Annotated in this window: 11 protein-coding genes; 7 read left to right on the forward strand and 4 right to left on the reverse strand. The window is 71.1% G+C overall.

All coding sequences use genetic code 11. The features are described from left to right. Positions 1 to 1,154, reverse strand: a 1,154-nt coding sequence (locus P1P70_RS26950; protein WP_319242112.1) for a TadA family conjugal transfer-associated ATPase, incomplete at its 3' end; no start/stop codon positions are given. Positions 1,155 to 1,227: 73 nt separating this feature from the next. Then, positions 1,228 to 2,322, reverse strand: a complete 1,095-nt coding sequence (gene ssd / locus P1P70_RS26955) for a septum site-determining protein Ssd (RefSeq protein ID WP_319242114.1) — start codon at positions 2,320 to 2,322, stop codon at positions 1,228 to 1,230. A gap of 577 nt (positions 2,323 to 2,899) precedes the next feature. On the opposite strand from ssd, the gene P1P70_RS26960 reads away from it, so the two are divergent. Further along, positions 2,900 to 3,724, forward strand: a complete 825-nt coding sequence (locus tag P1P70_RS26960) for an HAD-IB family hydrolase (protein WP_319242116.1) — start codon at positions 2,900 to 2,902, stop codon at positions 3,722 to 3,724. A 370-nt stretch (positions 3,725 to 4,094) separates the two neighbouring features. On the opposite strand, the gene P1P70_RS26965 is transcribed toward P1P70_RS26960, so the two are convergent. Further along, positions 4,095 to 4,928, reverse strand: coding sequence for an oxidoreductase (locus P1P70_RS26965; RefSeq protein WP_319242118.1), 834 nt, complete (start codon positions 4,926 to 4,928; stop codon positions 4,095 to 4,097). Positions 4,929 to 5,027: 99 nt separating this feature from the next. Here P1P70_RS26965 and P1P70_RS26970 point away from each other — a divergent pair, with 99 nt between their 5' ends. Continuing rightward, positions 5,028 to 6,008: an ATP-binding protein gene (locus P1P70_RS26970; RefSeq protein ID WP_319242120.1), complete on the forward strand. Its 981-nt coding sequence runs from the start codon at positions 5,028 to 5,030 to the stop codon at positions 6,006 to 6,008. 6 nt (positions 6,009 to 6,014) lie between these two features. Here the strand turns inward: P1P70_RS26970 and P1P70_RS26975 are convergent, their stop codons facing one another. Continuing rightward, on the reverse strand, positions 6,015 to 7,319 hold the full coding sequence (locus tag P1P70_RS26975; protein ID WP_319242122.1) for a hypothetical protein: 1,305 nt from the start codon (positions 7,317 to 7,319) through the stop codon (positions 6,015 to 6,017). Between the two features lie 259 nt (positions 7,320 to 7,578). Between P1P70_RS26975 and P1P70_RS26980 the strand changes: the two genes are divergently transcribed. The 5 genes from P1P70_RS26980 to P1P70_RS27000 all read left to right on the forward strand — a co-directional run bounded on the left by P1P70_RS26980 (position 7,579) and on the right by P1P70_RS27000 (position 15,098). Beyond that, a complete protein-coding gene (locus tag P1P70_RS26980; RefSeq protein WP_319242123.1) occupies positions 7,579 to 9,951 on the forward strand; it encodes a SulP family inorganic anion transporter in 2,373 nt (790 codons plus the stop codon). Positions 9,952 to 10,112: 161 nt separating this feature from the next. Continuing rightward, on the forward strand, positions 10,113 to 12,071 hold the full coding sequence (gene acs / locus P1P70_RS26985; RefSeq protein WP_319242125.1) for an acetate--CoA ligase: 1,959 nt from the start codon (positions 10,113 to 10,115) through the stop codon (positions 12,069 to 12,071). 133 nt (positions 12,072 to 12,204) lie between these two features. After that, positions 12,205 to 13,608 carry a Na+/H+ antiporter NhaA gene (nhaA, locus tag P1P70_RS26990; RefSeq protein WP_319242127.1) on the forward strand — a complete coding sequence of 468 codons (1,404 nt, stop codon included), beginning with the start codon at positions 12,205 to 12,207 and terminating at the stop codon, positions 13,606 to 13,608. A gap of 51 nt (positions 13,609 to 13,659) precedes the next feature. Next, positions 13,660 to 14,139 (forward strand): phage holin family protein, encoded by a 480-nt coding sequence (locus P1P70_RS26995; RefSeq protein WP_319242129.1) that lies wholly within the window; start codon positions 13,660 to 13,662, stop codon positions 14,137 to 14,139. Continuing rightward, a complete protein-coding gene (locus P1P70_RS27000) occupies positions 14,136 to 15,098 on the forward strand; it encodes an alpha/beta hydrolase (protein WP_319242131.1) in 963 nt (320 codons plus the stop codon). The genes P1P70_RS26995 and P1P70_RS27000 overlap by 4 nt, the downstream gene beginning before the upstream one ends. Positions 15,099 to 15,215: the final 117 nt, after the last annotated feature.

Genomic DNA, 15,215 nt, shown 5'->3' on the forward strand with positions numbered 1-15,215 from the left:
CCGCCCCGCAGCAGCCCCCGTAGCCGCTCCCAGCCCCGCTCGTGCACGAACGCCGTCTCGCTCCAGCGGAGGGCCGGCACGGTCACCACCAGCCCCGAGCCGTCCCGTTCCAGCACATGCACCTCGGCGATCCGGCGTCGACCGTCCCGGTCCCGTACGAGGTGCAGCACCACCGACAACGCGGCCGCCAACTGGCTGTGCAGCGCGGCCCGGTCCAGCCCCGCGGCAGTGCCGAGGGCCTCCAGACGGGCCGGCACCTGCCCCGCGGCATTGGCGTGGAGCGTGCCGCAGCCGCCCTCGTGGCCCGTGTTCAGGGCAGCCAGCAAGCTCACCACCTCGGGCCCCCGCACCTCCCCGACCACCAGCCGGTCCGGGCGCATGCGCAGCGCCTGCCGCACCAGGTCCTGCAGCTCGACGAGACCAACGCCCTCCTGGTTCGCCGGTCTGCCCTCCAGCCGCACCACGTGCGGATGGTCGGGCCGCAGCTCCGCCGAGTCCTCGGCCAGCACGATCCGCTCGCCGGCGTCGACCAGCCCGAGCAACGCGCTCAGCAGCGTGGTCTTCCCGGTCCCGGTCCCGCCGCTGATGACGTACGACAACCGGGAGCGGATCAGCGCCCGCAGGACCCGGTCGCCGCCTGGCGGCACCGTGCCCGCCGCCACCAGTTCGGCGAGGGTGAAGGCGCGCGGCCGGACGACCCGCAGGGACAGACAGGTGGAACCGACGGCCACCGGCGGAAGCACCGCGTGCAGCCGGGTGCCGTCCGGGAGCCGGGCGTCCACCCACGGCCGGGCGTCGTCCAGCCGGCGTCCGGCGACGGCCGCCAGGCGCTGCGCGAGCCGTCGTACGGCCGCCGCGTCCGGAAAGAAGATCCCGGTGAGCTCCAGGCCGCCGCCCCGGTCCACCCACACCCGGTCCGGCGCCGACACCAGCACATCGGTGACCGAGGGATCGGCGAGCAGCGGCTCCAACGGCCCGCTCCCCACCAGCTCCGACCGCAGCCGCTCGGCCGCCCCGAGCACCTCGGCGTCCCCGAGCACCCGCCCCCGCTCGCGCAGCGCCTGCGCCACGCGCGCGGGCGTCGGCTCGGCGCCGCTCTCGACGAGCCACTGCCGCACGCCGTCCAGCAGACCGCCGTCGGGCATCCCGTTCATACGGCCTCGCCCCCGGTCGCGCGCTTCCCGCGATGTGCTGCTCCCCATGGCTCTCCGCCGCCCGGCACCCGGTTCACGTCGCCTCACCCCGAGCCGCCGCGCGCTCCCAGAAGCCCTCGCAGAAGCGCGCGAGCGGCCCGCGTGGGATGCCTCCCGGTGGTCTGCCGCCGTCGGACAGCCCGGCCTCGGTGGGTACTTCACCCGCGAGGGGCAGTCCGAGGAGGCGTGCCACCTCATGGTCGTCGAGGCCGGGGGCGTACGGGCCGCGGACCGCGACGCGGAGGTCACGCAGGACCATGCCGAAGGCGGAGGCGACCCGTGAGGCGGCGGCGACGGCGCGCAGTTCGGCGGGGACGACCAGGAGTCCCATGTCCAACTGGGCGAGGGTTTCTGCGACGCTCTCGTCGACACGGCGCGGCAGGTCGACGACGACCGCGCCGCCGCGCCGTCGGCCCGCGGCGAGCACCGCGCGGACGGCCTGGGGCGGAATGGCCACGGCGTCGCCCCGGTCCCAGCTGAGGACCCGCAGGGCGTGCACCTCGGGCAGCGACTCCTCCAGCGCGCCACCGCCGACCCGACCGCGCGAGGCGGCGAAGGCCGGCCAGCGCAGCCCGTCGGCGCTCTCGCCGCCGAGGAGCACGTCCAGGCCCCCGCCGAGCGGATCGGCGTCCACGAGGAGGGTGCGCGTGCCCTGTCGCGCGGAGGTGACGGCCAGGGCGCAGGCCAGCGTGGACGCACCGGCGCCGCCCCGGCCGCCTACGACGCCGACGGTGAGCGCCGGCCTGCCGACGCCCTCCGCCACGTCGGCGATGCGGTCGACGAGCCACTGCTCGCCGTCCGGCAGCATCAGGACGTGGTCGGCGCCGATCTCCACGGCCCGCTGCCAGACCCCGGAGTCGTCCTGGTCCTTGCCGACGAGCACCACTCCTCGTCTGCGCGCGGCCCCGCGCAGCCGCCGCGCCGTGTCGTTCCCGACGAGCACGAGCGGCGCCGTCTCCCACCGGCCCCGGCCTTCCGGCACCCCGTGGTGGACCTCCGGCCGGGCGCCCGCGGCCGCGCACAGGCGCAGCAGGTCGTCCAGCAGTTCCACGTCCTCGGTGACGATCAACGGCCTGCCCTGCCGCCCCTCGGCGGCGGACGGCCGGTCGTCGGTGGTGGTTCCCGCCACGATCTCCAGCCCCCTTCGCTGCGTGAACGCGGTCGCCCGGTGTTCCGGACGCCCATGCTCAACTCCTGTGTGAAGCACCGGAGATCGGCCGCCGCGGAGGCGGTCGGCGGAATCCGGCACTACGCATCCTCGAAACGGAACGGGCCGTGAACTCGCCGCCGTCGGGACGCGCTGCAATCACGGTGCAGTGGCCTCGGAAATCATGTGGATCTTGGTCGAAAACTGTGGACAACTCGGTCCTTGTGAATATCGCCGTCACCCGAACAGGCGACTCCTGTACGGCTTCCACAGCGCAGTCCACCAGCTACGTACAGTGACGGATCCTGTGTCGGGGCAGAGGAAAGCCCACGAGGGCTGGAGAGCGCCTCGCGGGCCGAAGAGAAGACAGGAAACGCGTCCGGACATGCGACGACCCCCACCGGGGGGGAGAGTGGGGGTCGCCTCCACGGCCGACTCGGGGGGGGAGGAGCCGGACCGCGTTAGCACGGTCGCGAACGATCCGTGACTTCCATGGTGTACCCGAGAGGCCTCTCAGGCAAACCCACGCGCCCCACACTAGCCCGAATGGCGGGCGCATATGCTCGGCCCCGTGGAAAACCACTCCTTGCCCCGCACAGCGGCCTTCTTTGACCTGGACAAGACGGTCATTGCGAAGTCGAGCACGCTCACGTTCAGCAAGTCGTTCTACCAAGGCGGCCTGATCAACCGCAGGGCCGCCCTGCGAACGGCGTACACCCAGTTCGTGTTCCTGGCGGGCGGCGCCGACCACGACCAGATGGAACGGATGCGCAAGTATCTGTCCGCGCTGTGCCGGGGCTGGAACGTCCAGCAGGTGAAGGACATCGTCGCCGAGACCCTGCACGACCTGATCGACCCGATCATCTACGACGAGGCCGCCTCCCTCATCGAGGAGCACCACATCGCGGGACGGGACGTCGTCATCGTCTCCACCTCGGGCGCCGAGGTCGTCGAGCCGATCGGCGAGCTCCTCGGCGCGGACCGGGTGGTGGCGACCCGCATGGTCGTCGGCGACGACGGCTGCTTCACCGGCGAGGTGGAGTACTACGCCTACGGGCCGACGAAGGCGGAGGCGGTCCGGGAGCTGGCCGAGTCCGAGGAGTACGACCTGGCGCACTGCTACGCGTACAGCGACTCGGCGACGGACCTGCCGATGCTGGAGGCCGTCGGCCACCCGCACGCGGTGAACCCGGACCGGACGCTGCGCAAGGAGGCCCTCGCGCGCGGGTGGCCCATCCTCGACTTCCACCGGCCGGTGCGTCTCAAGCAGCGCCTGGCCGTACGGCCGCGGCCCGCCCTGCTCGCGGCGGCCGCCATAGGCGCCGCGGCGGCCACCGCCGGGCTGGTCTGGTACGCGAGCCGGCGCCGCGTGGCGACCGCCTGACCCTCGGTCCGCGCCCCCTGCAGCGGATTCACCCTCTTTGAACCTAAAAGTAAAGAAGCGCATCGAGGGGTTCCGCTTGCCCGGGTCCTGGAGTAGAAAGGATTCAAGGCCCGCGAGACCAAAGGACATCCGAGAGGATCACCTTTAACAACTCATTTTGGCCCCACGGACCTAGCATGAACACCAGGCACCCACGCGACGTCGACCCGTCGATTACGGGCCAGCCGCACCAGGTCACGGGCTGAGTTCCCGGCCTGATGGGCACATATCGAGGACGCTTGGTAACCAGGTGGACATGCCAGCGGCGGTACGAATTCTCGTACCGCCGCAACCCTTTTCCGGGGTTCTCCGCCGTCCGACGCGCGGCTTTCTATGCCGCCCCGCGCTGCAGCGCCTCACACACGGCCGTCGACTCGCGGGCACCCAACTCGATCGCCCTGCCGCAGTGGGCGATCCAGGCCGCCATGCCCTCCGGAGTGCCGGAGACATAGCCGTCGAGGGCGGCCAGATAGGTGGCGCGGCCGAGTTCCGCGTGGCCGACCTCCGCCGGGCAGACCGACTTGGGGTCGAGGCCACTGCCGATCAGGACGATCCGCTCGGCCGCGCGCGCGACGAGGCCGTTGTGGAAACCGAAGGGCCGCAGGGCGAGCAGTTCGCCGTGGACGACGGCGGCCGTGACCAGGGCCGGGGCCGAACTGCCCTTGATGATCAGTTCGGAGAGACCGTCGAGCCGGCCCGCGACCTCCGCCGCGCCCGGTAGGGGCAGCTCGACGAGGGGCTCGTCGACGGACTCGCCGTCCTGTCGCGGACGTCCCACGCGTGCGTCGTCGCTCCCGGCGGCGACCAGGTGCAGCCGGGCCAGCACCCGCAGGGGCGACTGCCGCCAGATCGACAGCAGTTGCCCCGCCTCGGCGGTGAGCCGCAGCGCGGCACCCACGGCGCGGGCCTCGTCGTCACCGTCCTGACCGCTGAAGTCCGTACGGCGACGCACCTCTTCGAGGGCCCAGTCGGCGCCGGACAGCGCCGCCGAGCCGCGCGCGCCCCGTAGGGCCGCCTCGGACGTGACCGCGTTGCTGCGGCGGCGCATGACACGGTGGCCGTAGACCCGGTCGACGGACTTGCGCACGGACTCCACGGATTCGGCCACACCGGGAAGCTCTCCCAGGGCCGCGAGCGGATCGGCGGCCGCACCTGTCGTACTCATGAGTACGACCCTACGCGCACCGGCGGTCGCCCCCTCGAAGGAGTGGTCTTCGTCGCCGCGTGAACACCCTCGGCCGCGACCCCACTACCGTTAGTGAACATGAAAATTGCTTTCGTCGGGAAGGGCGGGAGTGGCAAGACCACGCTGTCCTCCCTGTTCATCCGCCACCTCGCCGCCTCGGGGGTCCCCGTCGTCGCCGTCGACGCGGACATCAACCAGCACCTGGGCGCCGCCCTCGGCCTCGACGAGTCGGAGGCCGCCGAACTGCCCGCGATGGGTGAGCGGCTGGCGCTGATCAAGAACCACCTGCGGGGTTCCAACCCGCGCATCGCCTCCGCCGAGACGATGATCAAGACGACACCGCCGGGCGACGGCTCACGTCTGGTGCGGATCTGCGAGCCGAACGCGATCTACGACGCCTGCGCCCGCCCGGTGGAACTCGACGGCGGGGCCGTCCGTTTGATGGTCACCGGCCCCTTCACCGACGCCGACCTGGGGGTCGCCTGCTACCACTCCAAGACCGGAGCGGTGGAGTTGTACCTGAACCACCTGGTGGACGGCCGCGACGAGTACGTGGTGGTCGACATGACGGCCGGTTCGGACTCCTTCGCGTCCGGCATGTTCACCCGTTTCGACATGACGTTCCTCGTCGCCGAACCGACCCGGAGGGGGATCTCCGTCTACCGCCAGTACAAGGAGTACGCCGCCGACTACGGCGTCTCCCTGAAGGTCGTCGGGAACAAGGTGCACGGCCAGGACGACCTCGACTTCCTCCGCGCCGAGGTCGGGGACGACCTGCTGGTCGCGTTCGGGCACTCGGACTGGGTGCGCGCCCTGGAAAAGGGCCGCCCGCCCCGCTTCGAGCATCTGGAGGAGGCCAACCGCCGCTCCCTGCGCGCCCTGTACGAAGCGGCCGACGCCACGTACGAGCTGCGCAACTGGGAGCGCTACACCCGTCAGATGGAGCATTTCCACCTGAAGAACGCCACCAGTTGGGGCAACGAGAGGACCGGGGCCGATCTGGCCGCGCAGATCGACCCCGAGTTCGTGCTCGGTGAAGAGGTCGCCGCCGCCGTGTGAGCGTGGCTACGGCTTGGCCGCGGGTGCTCCCGGAACCCCCTTCGGAGCCGGTGCCGGTCCGGCGGACAGGAAGGTCTTCCAGCCGTTCTTCGGGGCCTGACCGACGCCCAGGCCACGCAGCCTGTCCAGGACCTTCGGGTCCTGGGCGTCGAGCCAGTCGGCGAGTTGCCGGAAGGAGACGCAGCGCACCTCCTCCTTGCCGCAGACCGCCTCGATGGCCTCCTCGACGGCGCGCATGTAGACACCGCCGTTCCAGGACTCGAAGTGGTTGCCGATGATCAGGGGCGCGCGGTTGCCCTCGTAGGCGCGCTCGAAGCCCGCGAGCAGTCCGTCACGGAACTGGTCGCCCCACTCCTCCCGCCGGCCGGGTGACCCCGCCCGGGCGCCGGACTGGTTCACGTAGAAGTTGTAGTCCATGGTCAGGGTCTCGAAGTCCCGCCCCGGGACGGGGACCAGTTGCATCGACAGGTCCCACAGCCCGTCCTTCTTCTCGGGCCAGACCTGGTCCCGGACGCCGCTGGTGTCGTAGCGGAATCCCAGTTCCCTGGCGGCCCGCATGAAGTTCGCCTGCCCCTCCAGGCACGGGGTGCGGGCACCGATCAGCTCCTTGTCGTAGTCGAAGGGCAGCGGTTCGGCCCGCTCCGTGCCGGTGTTGGTCTTCCAGGCCTTCACGAACGACTTGGCCTGGGCGATCTCGCTCTTCCACTCCTCGACCGACCACTCGCCGACGCCGCCGCCGGAACCACAGAAGTGGCCGTTGAAGTGGGTGCCGATCTCGTTGCCCTCCAGCCACGCGCCGCGCAACTGGTCCACGGTGTCCTTGATTCCGCGGACGTCGTTGAACCCGATGTCGGAGCGGCCCGGTGAGTGCTGGGGCGGCCGGTACAGGTCCCGCTTCTCCTCCGGCAGCATGTACACGCCGCTCAGGAAGTACGTCATGGTCGCGTCGTTGGCCCGGGCGACCTGGCGGAAGTGCGAGAAGAGCCGCTGGCCGTCCTCCCCCGCGCCGTCCCAGGAGAAGACCACGAACTGCGGGGGCCGCTGACCGGGCTTCAACCGCTGCGGCCTGGGCAGGTGCGGCTGCACGCCGGTGTACGCGGTGGAGCCGTCGCCGATCAGGCGGACCGCGGTCTTGGGCGGCGCCGGTGCACCCCCCTTCGTGGGCCCGCCCTGCCGCCCCTCCTGCTCCGTTCTCTTCGCGCCGGGTGAACCGGCGGTCGACGTCGGCTCACCGATCCCGCATCCGGCGAGCGTCGCGGCACAGGTCGCGGCGAGCGTGACTCCGGCGGCGATCCTCTGGGTGACGGCCATGTCCCGCCCACCTTCCTTCGCTCTGAGGCAGAGCGGCCAAGGTCACACAGAGTTCCGATCATGATTAATACGACAAGCCGATGAAATGCTTCGTTCACCCCCACGAGTGATCTAATGACCTATTTGCGGCTAATGTTCTTGCGTGTCCTTTACCCTGCATTACGATTCGTTTACTGAGCGTTGAGAAATCCCGCCGTAGTACGCCGTGTCCCACGGCCGCGCACCGACGCGACCGCAGCCCCGGAGGAGACGGGAGAACATGTCCGCCTGCGTCCCCACCCCCACCACCGACCCGGACTCGAACCGGACCGAGCGTGATCCCCGACCGCACAGCCCGCCGGAGGGCCCGCGTCGCCGGTTCCCTGTCTCGGCCGCCGACCTGTCCGCCTCGATCGCGGTCTTCCTGATCGCCCTCCCCCTGTCCCTGGGCATCGCCCTCGCCACCGGCGCACCACTCCAGGCCGGTCTCGTGGCGGCCGCCGTCGGCGGACTCGTGGCAGGACGTCTCGGCGGATCCCCCCTCCAGGTCAGCGGCCCCGCGGCCGGTCTCACGGTGGTCACCGCCGACCTCATCCACCAGTACGGCTGGCGCACCACCTGCGCCATCACCATCTTCGCGGGCCTCTCCCAACTGGGCCTGGCCCACCTGCGCGTGGCCCGCTCGGCGCTCGCCGTCAGCCCCGCGATCGTGCACGGCATGCTCGCCGGCATCGGCGTCACCATCGCCGTCGCCCAGCTCCACATCGTGCTCGGCGGCACCCCGCAGAGCTCCGTCAGCGCCAACCTCGGTGCCCTGCCCGCCCAGTTGGCGCACGTGCACCCCGCCGCGGTCTCCGTGAGCGTCCTCACCCTCGTCCTGCTGCTCGCCTGGCCCCGGCTCCCCGGTCCCGTCGGCCGGCAGCTGCGCACGATCCCGGCCGCCCTGGTCGCCGTCGCCGGCGCCACGGCCGCCGCCGCGCTCGCCGCGCTGAGCCTGCCCAAGGTCGACCTGCCGTCCTGGCGGAGCCACGCCCTGGCCGGCATGCCCGACGGGCCGGTGCTCGGCCTCGTCGCGGCCGTTCTCACCACCACGCTCGTGTGCAGCGTGCAATCGCTGCTCGGGGCCGTCGCCACGGACAAACTGGCGGCAGGTCGGACCGACGTACGCCGCTCCGACCTCGACCGCGAGCTGAGCGGCCAGGGCGCGGCCAACGTCGTCTCCGGCGTGCTCGGCGGCCTGCCGATCGCCGGCGTGGCCGTCCGCAGCACGGCCAATGTCCGGGCGGGCGCCACCAGCCGGAACTCCACGATGCTGCACGGTGTCTGGGTGGTTGGGGCCACCCTGCTCCTGGTGCCCGTCCTGGAGCTGATCCCCCTCGCCTCACTCGCCGCGCTGGTGATGGCCGTCGGGGTCCAGATGGTGTCCCTGCACCACATCCGCACGGTCACCCGCCACCGCGAGGTCCTGGTCTACGCCGTCACCACCCTCGGCGTCGTCGCCCTCGGGGTCCTGGAGGGCGTCGCGCTCGGTATCGCCGTGGCCGTCGGCGTCGCACTGCACCGCCTCACGCGCACCCGTATCACCCACGACGAGCGGGACGGCGTCCACCACGTCCATGTGCGCGGCCAGTTGACGTTCCTCGGGGTGCCCCGGCTCAGCCGGGCCCTGCATCAGGTCCCCGCGGGGGCCGCCGCCGTGGTGGAACTGGACGGGTCGTTCATGGACCACGCGGCGTACGAGTCGCTACAGGACTGGCAGCACGCGCACCACGCGCGGGGTGGCTCCGTGGAGATCACCGGCCGGGCCGGCACCCGGATCGCCGAACCCGCGAGCACCTCGACGGGCTGCCGCTGCCGGCCCTGGACGCCCTGGCGCAACCACCAGTGCGACACGCCGACGACCCCGGCAGCCAGAACACCGCGCGAGGAGGCGGCCGAAGGCCCGAGCGGACATCAACTGGCGCGCGGTATCAGCGCGTTCCAGCGCAACACCGCTCCCCTGGTCCGCAGGGAGCTGGCCCGGCTGGCGCGCGAGGGTCAGCAGCCCTCACAGCTCTTCCTGACCTGCGCCGACTCCCGGCTCGTCACATCGATGATCACCTCCAGTGGTCCCGGCGACCTCTTCGTCGTCCGCAATGTCGGCAACCTCGTGCCGCTGCCCGGAGAGGAGAGCGGCGACGACTCGGTGGCCGCAGCCATCGAGTACGCGGTGGACGTGCTGAAGGTCCGGTCCATCACGGTCTGCGGGCACTCCGGCTGTGGCGCGATGCAGGCCCTGCTCAAGGCCGATCCGCACGGCGCCCAGACCCCTCTCAAGCGGTGGCTGCGGCACGGCCGGCCCAGTCTGGAGCGCGCGACCGACAAGAACCGCCCCTGGGCCCGGCTCGCTGGCCGCGAACCCGCCGACGCCGTCGAACAGCTCTGCCTGACCAACATCATCCAGCAGCTGGAGCACCTGAGAGCCCACGACTCCGTCGCCCGCGCCCTGCGCGAGGGGGTGCTCGAACTGCACGGCATGTACTTCCACGTGGGCGAGGCACAGGCCTACCTGCTCACGGAAGCGACGCCCGAGAGCGGGGTCTTCGATCAGGTCACCGGCTCGGCCGACCCGTCCGACCCCACCGGGACGGTCCTGCACGACACACGCGCGTGAACCGATCTCCTCCGGGGGCCGTGGGTACGGGTGGCGTCCTGGCCGCGGGGCCACCCGCCCACAGGTCTAAACCAATCAGCCGAAGGCCCTTGTCATCGGGGGTCAGGGTCTGATGAGCTGTGGCCGGGGACACAACGGACACCCTGGGAAAGGGAGATGTCGTGAGCAACGAAAGCCTGGCCAACCTCTTGAAGGAGGAGCGACGCTTCGCGCCGCCCGCTGACCTGGCCGACAACGCCAACGTCACGGCCGAGGCGTACGAGCAGGCCAGGGCTGACAGGCTCGGCTTCTGGGCGGCTCAGGCCCGGCGGCTGACCTGGGCCAAGGAGCCGACCGAGACGCTGAACTGGTCGAACCCGCCGTTCGCCAAGTGGTTCGAGGACGGCGAGCTCAACGTCGCGTACAACTGCGTCGACCGGCATGTCGAGGCCGGCAACGGCGACCGGGTCGCCATCCACTTCGAGGGCGAACCCGGGGACAGCCGGTCCGTCACCTACGCCGAGCTCAAGGACGAGGTGAGCAAGGCCGCCAACGCCCTGCTGGAGCTGGGGGTCCAGGCGGGCGACCGGGTCGCGGTCTACATGCCGATGATCCCCGAGACGGCCGTGGCGATGCTCGCCTGCGCCCGGATCGGCGCCGCGCACTCCGTGGTGTTCGGCGGCTTCTCGGCGGACGCGCTCGCGACGCGTATCCAGGACGCGGACGCCAAGGTGGTCATCACCTCCGACGGCGGCTACCGGCGCGGCAAGCCCTCCGCGCTCAAGCCCGCCGTGGACGACGCTGCCGACCGGGCCGGCAACGTCGAGCACGTACTCGTCGTCCGCCGCACCGGCCAGGACGTCGCGTGGAACGACTCCCGTGACGTGTGGTGGCACGAGATCGTCGACCGGCAGAGCAGCGAGCACACGCCGCAGCCGTTCGGGGCCGAGCACCCGCTGTTCATCCTGTACACGTCCGGTACGACGGGTAAGCCCAAGGGCATCCTGCACACCTCCGGCGGTTACCTCACGCAGACGTCGTACACCCACCACGCCGTCTTCGACCTCAAGCCGGAGACGGACGTGTACTGGTGCACGGCCGACGTCGGCTGGGTCACCGGCCACTCGTACATCGTCTACGGGCCGCTGGCGAACGGCGCGACGCAGGTCATGTACGAGGGCACGCCGGACACCCCGCACCAGGGTCGGTTCTGGGAGATCGTGCAGAAGTACGGGGTGACGATCCTCTACACGGCGCCCACGGCCATCCGTACGTTCATGAAGTGGGGCGACGACATCCCCGCGAAGTTCGACCTGTCCTCCCTGCGCGTCCTCGGGTCCGTCGGTGAGCCGATCAACCCCGAGGCGTGGATCTGGTACCGCAAGCACATCGGGGCCGACGCGACGCCGATCGTGGACACCTGGTGGCAGACCGAGACCGGCGCGATGATGATCTCGCCGCTGCCGGGCGTGACGTCGACCAAGCCGGGGTCCGCGCAGACGCCGCTGCCGGGCATCTCCGCGACGGTCGTCGACGACGAGGCGAACGAGGTGCCGAACGGCGGCGGTGGCTATCTCGTCCTCACCGAGCCGTGGCCGTCGATGCTGCGCACCATCTGGGGTGACGACCAGCGGTTCCTGGACACGTACTGGTCGCGGTTCGAGGGCAAGTACTTCGCCGGTGACGGGGCGAAGAAGGACGACGACGGGGACATCTGGCTCCTCGGCCGCGTCGACGACGTGATGCTCGTGTCCGGCCACAACATCTCCACCACCGAGGTGGAGTCCGCGCTCGTCTCGCACCCGTCCGTGGCCGAGGCGGCCGTGGTCGGCGCCGCCGACGAGACCACCGGTCAGGCGATCGTGGCGTTCGTGATCCTGCGCGGCACGGCGAACGCCGAGGACGAGAGCCTCGTCGCCGACCTCCGCAACCACGTCGGCGCCACCCTCGGCCCGATCGCCAAGCCGAAGCGGATCCTGCCGGTGCAGGAACTGCCGAAGACCCGCTCCGGCAAGATCATGCGTCGCCTGCTGCGTGACGTGGCGGAGAACCGTCAGCTCGGTGACGTCACGACGCTGACCGACTCCACGGTCATGGACCTCATCCAGGCGAAGCTGCCGGCGGCGCCCAGCGAGGACTGACGCGCCACGTAAGACGACGAGGGGCACCCGGTGGCAGGCACGCCGGGTGCCCCTTGGCTATGCTCAAGAACAGGTGTGCCGGGAAGTCTGGTCGGCGAGTGTTCCGTGCTGTCCACCGACCGGAGGTCCCACCGTGGCCGCGTCCCGCACCACCCCCACCCGCAAGGTCCTCGGCCGGCTCTCCCTGCCGGAGCGGACCTTCGTGGCGGACGCGTTGCGCACGGAGACCGTCGGCGGGGTGCTGCTGCTCCTGGCCGCCGTCACGGCGCTGGTCTGGGTCAACGTCCCCGCGTTGCACGACAGCTACGAGAGCGTCAGCCACTTCCACTTCGGCCCCGAGGCACTCGGCCTGAACCTGTCCGTGGCGCACTGGGCGGCCGACGGGCTCCTCGCGGTCTTCTTCTTCGTCGCCGGCATCGAACTCAAACGCGAACTGGTCGCCGGTGACCTCAAGAACCCCAGGACGGCCGCGCTGCCCGTGGTCGCCGCGCTGTGCGGCATGGCCGTACCGGCGCTCGTCTACACGCTCACCAACGTCACCGGCGGCGGCTCCCTGGCCGGCTGGGCGGTGCCCACGGCCACCGACATCGCCTTCGCGCTGGCCGTCCTCGCCGTCATCGGCACCTCCCTGCCGAACGCGCTGCGGGCCTTCCTGCTCACCCTCGCCGTCGTCGACGACCTCTGCGCGATCCTGATCATCGCGGTGTTCTTCACGGACGACCTGAACTTCGCCGCTCTCGGCGGCGCGTTCGCCGGACTCGCCGTCTTCTGGCTGCTGCTGAGGAAGGGCGTACGCGGTTGGTACGTGTACGTTCCGCTCGCGCTGGTCGTCTGGGCGCTGATGTACAACAGCGGCGTGCACGCCACCATCGCCGGGGTCGCGATGGGGCTGATGCTGCGCTGCACCCGGCGCGAAGGCGAGGAGCGCTCCCCCGGTGAGCACATCGAGCACCTCGTGCGCCCCCTGTCGGCCGGTCTGGCGGTGCCGCTGTTCGCCCTGTTCAGCGCGGGTGTCGCCGTGTCGGGCGAGGCGCTGGCGAAGGTGTTCACCCAGCCGGAGACGCTCGGGGTGGTGCTCGGGCTGGTGGTCGGCAAGGCGGTCGGGATCTTCGGCGGGACCTGGCTGACCGCCCGCTTCACCCGGGCCTCGCTCTCCGACGACCTGTCCTGGCCGGACGTCTTCGCCGTCTCCTCCCTCGCCGGGATCGGCTTCACCGTGTCGCTGCTCATCGGTGAACTGGCCTTCGAGGGCGACCAGGTGCTCACCGACGGCGTCAAGGCCGCCGTCCTCACCGGTTCGCTCGTCGCGGCGGTCCTGGCGAGCGTTCTGTTGAAGCTGAGGAACGCCAAGTACCAGGCGCTGTGGGCCGCCGAGGAGCGCGACGACGACCTCGACGGCATCCCCGACGTCTACGAACAGGACGACCCGGCGTACCACCTGCGGATGGCGGAGATCTATGAACGCAAGGCCGCCGAACACCGCAGGCTTGCCGAAGTGGCGGGCGGGGCAGGCGTCGGCGACGACGGTCCGGCATGATCTGACAGGACCGTAGACAGGACCGTACAAACGCATATGAGGGAGACCCCGATGAGCGCACCCGACGGCAGCCCGGTCGGAGCCGAACGCAGCGTCGGCCAGTTGTTCGCCTCGGCGACGGCCGAGATGTCCGCGCTGGTGCACGACGAGATCGCGCTGGCCAAGGCCCAGCTCAGGCAGGACGTCAAGCGCGGCATGGTCGGCGGTGGCGCGTTCACGGCCGCCGGCGCGGTGCTGATCTTCTCCCTGCCGATGCTGAGCTTCGCCCTGGCGTACGGCATCCGCACCTGGAGCGACTGGAACCTGGCGATCTGCTTCCTGCTGTCGTTCGCGGCTAACGTGCTGGTCGCCGTCGTCCTGACGGTCGTCGGCGTCGTCTTCTCCAAGAAGGCCAAGAAGGGGCAGGGCCCGCAGAAGGTCGCCGCGTCCATGAAGGAGACGGCGGGCGTGCTGCAGAACGCCAAGCCGCACCCCCGTCGGACCGCCCCGGCCGACGGCGCCGTCGAGGCTGTGGCACGCTCGACCTCATGACCGACCCCGCGACCGCCCCGGCCGCCCCCTCGAATCAGCCCGCGTCTCCCGTACGGCTCGACGTGCCCGGCGCCAAGGAGCTGATCCACCGGGACGTGGCCGCCAACGGCGCGCGCTTCCACATCGCCGAGGTGGGCGACGGACCGCTGGTGCTGCTGCTGCACGGCTTCCCGCAGTTCTGGTGGACCTGGCGGCACCAGATGGTCTCCCTCGCCGAGGCCGGTTTCCGGGCCGTGGCGATGGACCTGCGTGGAGTCGGCGGCAGCGACCGCACCCCCCGGGGTTACGACCCGGCGAACCTCGCCCTCGACATCACCGGCGTCGTCCGGTCCCTCGGCGAGCCCGACGCCGCGCTGGTCGGCCATGACCTGGGCGGCTATCTGGCGTGGACGGCGGCCGTGATGCGCCCCAAGCTCGTCCGGCGGCTCGCGGTCTCCTCGATGCCGCACCCGCGGCGCTGGCGCTCGGCCATGCTCTCCGACGTCAAGCAGACCTCCGCGGGCTCCTACATCTGGGGGTTCCAGCGGCCCTGGATCCCCGAGCGGAAGCTCACCGCCGACGACGGCGCCCTGGTCGGCCGGCTGATCCGGGACTGGTCGGGACCGCGGCTGCCCGAGGACGAGGCCGTGGAGGCGTACCAGCGGGCGATGTGCATCCCGTCGACCGCGCACTGCTCGATCGAGCCGTACCGCTGGATGGTGCGGTCCATGGCCCGCCCTGACGGCATCCAGTTCAACCGCCGGATGAAGCGGCCGGTCCGGGTGCCCACCCTCCACCTGCACGGTTCGCTCGACCCGGTGATGCGCACCCGCAGCGCGGCCGGGTCCGGGGAGTACGTCGAAGCGCCGTACCGTTGGCGGCTGTTCGACGGACTGGGACACTTCCCGCACGAAGAGGACCCGGTGGCGTTCTCGACCGAACTCATCAACTGGCTGAAGGACCCCGAGCCCGACCGGTGAGTCGGCCAGGGGCCGGCACGAGGCCACCCGCCATCCGGACGTGAACACCTGTTCCACAAACAGCCACTTGCCCGGCGCATAGGCCAATTGGGGGGCGTGGGGGCGGTTATCGACCTT

This window comes from Streptomyces sp. MB09-02B (genome assembly GCF_033794485.1).
Taxonomy (GTDB): Bacteria; Actinomycetota; Actinomycetes; order Streptomycetales; family Streptomycetaceae; genus Streptomyces.

What these genes read in the sequence shown, in the direction of transcription:
- P1P70_RS26960 (WP_319242116.1), top strand. Translation starts at nt 2,900, where the DNA reads ATGCTCGGCCCCGTGGAAAACCACTCCTTGCCCCGCACAGCGGCCTTC.
- P1P70_RS26965 (WP_319242118.1), bottom strand. Translation starts at nt 4,928, where the DNA reads ATGAGTACGACAGGTGCGGCCGCCGATCCGCTCGCGGCCCTGGGAGAG.
- P1P70_RS26970 (WP_319242120.1), top strand. Translation starts at nt 5,028, where the DNA reads ATGAAAATTGCTTTCGTCGGGAAGGGCGGGAGTGGCAAGACCACGCTG.
- P1P70_RS26975 (WP_319242122.1), bottom strand. Translation starts at nt 7,319, where the DNA reads ATGGCCGTCACCCAGAGGATCGCCGCCGGAGTCACGCTCGCCGCGACC.
- P1P70_RS26980 (WP_319242123.1), top strand. Translation starts at nt 7,579, where the DNA reads ATGTCCGCCTGCGTCCCCACCCCCACCACCGACCCGGACTCGAACCGG.
- P1P70_RS26995 (WP_319242129.1), top strand. Translation starts at nt 13,660, where the DNA reads ATGAGCGCACCCGACGGCAGCCCGGTCGGAGCCGAACGCAGCGTCGGC.
- P1P70_RS27000 (WP_319242131.1), top strand. Translation starts at nt 14,136, where the DNA reads ATGACCGACCCCGCGACCGCCCCGGCCGCCCCCTCGAATCAGCCCGCG.